Annotated in this window: 5 protein-coding genes; 2 read left to right on the forward strand and 3 right to left on the reverse strand. The window is 69.2% G+C overall.

Annotated elements, in window-relative coordinates:
* Together JWR81_RS16825 and JWR81_RS16830 are read right to left on the reverse strand one after the other, a co-directional pair.
* Positions 1–304: Mur ligase family protein (locus JWR81_RS16825; RefSeq protein WP_297653012.1), on the reverse strand; the 304-nt coding region annotated here is incomplete at its 3' end.
* 731 nt (positions 305–1,035) lie between these two features.
* Positions 1,036–1,608: a hemerythrin domain-containing protein gene (locus tag JWR81_RS16830; RefSeq protein ID WP_297653016.1), complete on the reverse strand. Its 573-nt coding sequence runs from the start codon at positions 1,606–1,608 to the stop codon at positions 1,036–1,038.
* A 351-nt stretch (positions 1,609–1,959) separates the two neighbouring features.
* Here JWR81_RS16830 and JWR81_RS16835 point away from each other — a divergent pair, with 351 nt between their 5' ends.
* Together JWR81_RS16835 and JWR81_RS16840 are read left to right on the forward strand one after the other, a co-directional pair.
* Positions 1,960–2,151, forward strand: a complete 192-nt coding sequence (locus JWR81_RS16835) for a DUF2795 domain-containing protein (protein ID WP_297653019.1) — start codon at positions 1,960–1,962, stop codon at positions 2,149–2,151.
* Positions 2,152–2,342: 191 nt separating this feature from the next.
* The gene (locus tag JWR81_RS16840) at positions 2,343–2,567 is read left to right on the forward strand and encodes an ANTAR domain-containing protein (RefSeq protein ID WP_297653021.1); all 225 of its coding nucleotides are present in this window, start codon (positions 2,343–2,345) and stop codon (positions 2,565–2,567) included.
* 94 nt (positions 2,568–2,661) lie between these two features.
* Here JWR81_RS16840 and JWR81_RS16845 read toward each other — a convergent pair whose 3' ends face one another.
* Positions 2,662–2,916, reverse strand: coding sequence for a hypothetical protein (locus JWR81_RS16845; RefSeq protein WP_297653023.1), 255 nt, complete (start codon positions 2,914–2,916; stop codon positions 2,662–2,664).
* Between the last annotated feature and the right edge of the window lie 469 nt (positions 2,917–3,385).

Genomic DNA, 3,385 nt, shown 5'->3' on the forward strand with positions numbered 1-3,385 from the left:
CGAGGTGCAGTTCGTCCACCTCGATCACCGCGAATCGCGTGTCGCGATCGCGGGCCAGCGCGGCAACCGCGCCGTCGGCCATGTTGGAGCCCGACGCGTTGTGAGCCACCGTCCCGAGCTCACGCAGGGCCGCGGCCAGCAGGTGGCTGGTGGTGGTCTTCCCGTTGGTACCCGAGACCAGCACGATCTGACGTCCCGCGGCCAATCGGGACAACGCGGCCGGATCCAGCGTCAGTGTGACGCGGCCACCGATGATCGAGCCCCCACCCGCACCGAGCCGTTGCGACAGCTGGGCCGTCCTCATCCCGGCCCGCACCGCAACCTCCGACCACAAGCCCCGCACCTGCCCAGCCACACGATCGGTCCAGAACACGGCCCCGATTATGCATGCAACGCCGGTAAGCGCCCACAAATCCTGTCTCCGCCGATGTCGATGTCGCTATCCAGCACAATGCCCCACTTGGATCATTAGTCCCATAGATACTTCTTCGGACCCCCCGCGAGTCGTACCGCCGGGTGCCGACGGTTCCGCGACCTGCCCGGAGCCGACCGGCAAGATCCTTGACATCGGGAGAGACAGCCAGCGGCGTGACATTCAGGCCGGTCGCCAGGAGCCCGACGACCACCTCATCGAGGATGGTGTCCGGCTGGATCACGTCACGGCCGTGCCCGCAGTTGCATCCAGGCCCGCGTATCAGCGCAGCCCAACCCCGCCTACCGCGACGTCGCCGCCGCCCTGGCTGCGCAGCCACCCCGACGTCCGGGACACCTACGCCGAGGAGAAGCGCACCGCGAGCTCGCCAACGGGATCGACCGGAGCGAGACAGGGCTCCCCAGCCGGAGTTCAGCGCTTCTGGCGATCCTGCTCTGCCGAAGCGCGAGCAGCGAAGGCTCGCGCTCCTGACATCTGCATCTGTGCGCACTGGGTGCTGACCCGAAACGGGCGCCCACCTGCTCGTTGGTCGCGCCCGTGAAAGCGGCACGTCGGCCCGCTCGGGGTATTCGGAGCGGCCCGGATGAATCACTTCTGCGACATCAGTCGGATTTGTGTTCCTTCATCCAGTCGCGCACGCCATCGCGAACCCGGTCGAAGACGGCCAGCGGAGGACCGAGCAGCAGGTTTCCCGCGGCCGACTCGGGGCTGCCGGGGTGCGGTCGGGTCGGCGCCATCGCCTGCGCAGCGCGCACCGCCCCGGCCATGCGTCGCAGCTCTTCGGCCGACAGCGTCGCACGCAGCCGGGCGAACTCCTCGTTCTCCTCGCGGGCGGCGTGCTGTTCGACGGCCTGTTCGAACGGGGCCAGCTTGTTGTCGAACTCCGGATTGTCCACGCCGAGGTCGTAGAGCTCGCCGAGTGCTCGCTTGGCGTGGTCCTCCTCCTGCAGCCGGGTCTCGACCACCTGCTCACCGCCGTCGATCTTGCGGCGTGCCATGGGGTGCACGACCTCCTCCTCGGCGGTCTCGTGCACCGCGAGCAGCCGGACGAGGTCGTCGAACAACTCTCTCTTCCGATCGCCGGTCGCGGTGTTCAGCTCGCCGAACAGATTCCTGACCTGGTTGTGCTGCTCGACCAGCATGGTCACCACGTCCTGCTCATGGGTGGCGGTCATGTACGACACCTCCGTCTCGCGGTCTGGTGGGGTGCGGTTTCCCCGGATGGAGCGACCTATGCGCTCAGGTGCCGAGAAACTCCGGAGGATGAGCGGGTCATCGGGCGTTGGGGGGTTACGCCGGTCTCGCTGCCGCGTTTGTCCTGCCGGGGTGGCTGCTGTGGCCGCATCTCATGCCTCCGGGCCCAGGCGCGGCAGGGATGGCTTGCCGAAGAATCGCCTCGGCCCGGAGGCCCGATTCAGGCCGACTATCGGTCCGCGGAGGACCAGGCCCCGACACAACGCCGAGTGGACCAGGCTCCGTGCGCCGCCCCGGGATGCCGATGAAAAACCCTTGAGAAGGAGGACAGCGTGGCGGTCAACCCGGTCCAGCTCCAGAAGTTCCTGCGCGGGGTGGACTATCCCGCTCGCAAAGAGGATCTCGTGCGACACGCTGAGCAGCAGGGCGCTGATGAGGAGGTGCTCGACACGTTGCGCAGGATTCCCGACCGTGAGTACGACGGCCCGAACGCGGTGAGCGCTGCTGCCGCCGATGTGGCTTGAGCGCTTCACACTCCAAGACTCGCGGAGGGTGGTCAGTTCTCAGTCGTCGGCACCTGCTCGCCGTCGTCGAGACACCGGGGTTCCCGGTTGGCCGAGTGCGGGGATTCCCGCGGAGACGTAGCCTGCATGTCGCCGCCCCAGACTCCGGTGGGCTCACGCGGAACCCGTCGCATTCCACCCGGGAGCGGCCCATGGACGATTCATCGGCACTGACCAACGGCGACTATCGGGCGTGGCACGTCGGCGGGGCCGAGGTGCAGCAGGCAGCCGGGATGCTCACCGTGCAGCTCCAGGTAGCCATCCCGGAAGCACTGGCCCGGCTCGAAGCGCACGCGGCCCGCAGCCACCGTCCGGTGGTGGACGTGGCCCGCGACATCATTCACCATCGGCTGCAGATGTCTCCCCTCCCGGACTGATCCGAGCTGCGGGTGGCCACGACGGCCCCGGAGACGGGCGCGGCACTGGCTGGCCCCGACTTCGACGTCCGACGGCCGCGTTGGGTGGGGCCGGTTACCAGCCGTCGGTCCAGAGGGCGTGTGACCAGGGCCGTCCGTCGCGGATCGCCGCGGCGGTGTCGGACAGGGCGGCTTTGCCCAGCTCGGCGTGGAACTCCCGGCGCCAGGCCCGGGCCAGGATCGGCGCGATCGTGTCGGCGGGCCAGCCGCGGTGGCCTTCGGCGAGCGGGTCCAGTACGGCGCTGATCTGGTCGGAGATCCAGCCGAGGTGGCTGCGGCCCCCGTTGTTGCTGTCGTGTGCGGTGTCCATCAAGTGGCCTCGGCGTGTGGTCGGAGATGAGCCGTTCCGGGTCGTATGAACTCGTATGAAGTGGTCGCCCGCCCTCCGCGGTGGCGCGGTGCTCTGTGATCGTGCGTGGGACTCGCCGAGCCGGGCCCCAGCTGCTCTGATCGGGCCCGGCACCGGGAGTGGCATCCCGCTGGCCCCGCTTCCTGGTGCGAGCAGCGGGTGCCGCCGGCTCCCATCGGCGGCCGCGTCCCCCGGGAGGGCTCGACCGATGGTTCCGGTCGTGGAGGGCGCACGCCTGGTCATCGGTCGGGCCGGACCGGGGTCTGGAACGGCCTCTGCTACCTGGATACCTGCCCGGGGGTGATGCCGGCTACCCATGTTGGCGGGGATCGTCGCGTCTGTGACGCGTTCTTTACGGGGCGTGACGAGGCCGTCACCCGGAACGTGGCTCGGGGCGGCGCCAGGAGCGCCTCGACTTCGGGGGCAGGTC

The organism is Pseudonocardia sp. (assembly GCF_025965585.1).
Lineage (GTDB): Bacteria > Actinomycetota > Actinomycetes > Mycobacteriales > Pseudonocardiaceae > Pseudonocardia.

Coding starts and splice junctions, on each gene's coding strand:
- JWR81_RS16830 (WP_297653016.1), bottom strand. CDS start 1,608: ATGACCGCCACCCATGAGCAGGACGTGGTGACCATGCTGGTCGAGCAG.
- JWR81_RS16840 (WP_297653021.1), top strand. CDS start 2,343: ATGGACGATTCATCGGCACTGACCAACGGCGACTATCGGGCGTGGCAC.
- JWR81_RS16845 (WP_297653023.1), bottom strand. CDS start 2,916: ATGGACACCGCACACGACAGCAACAACGGGGGCCGCAGCCACCTCGGC.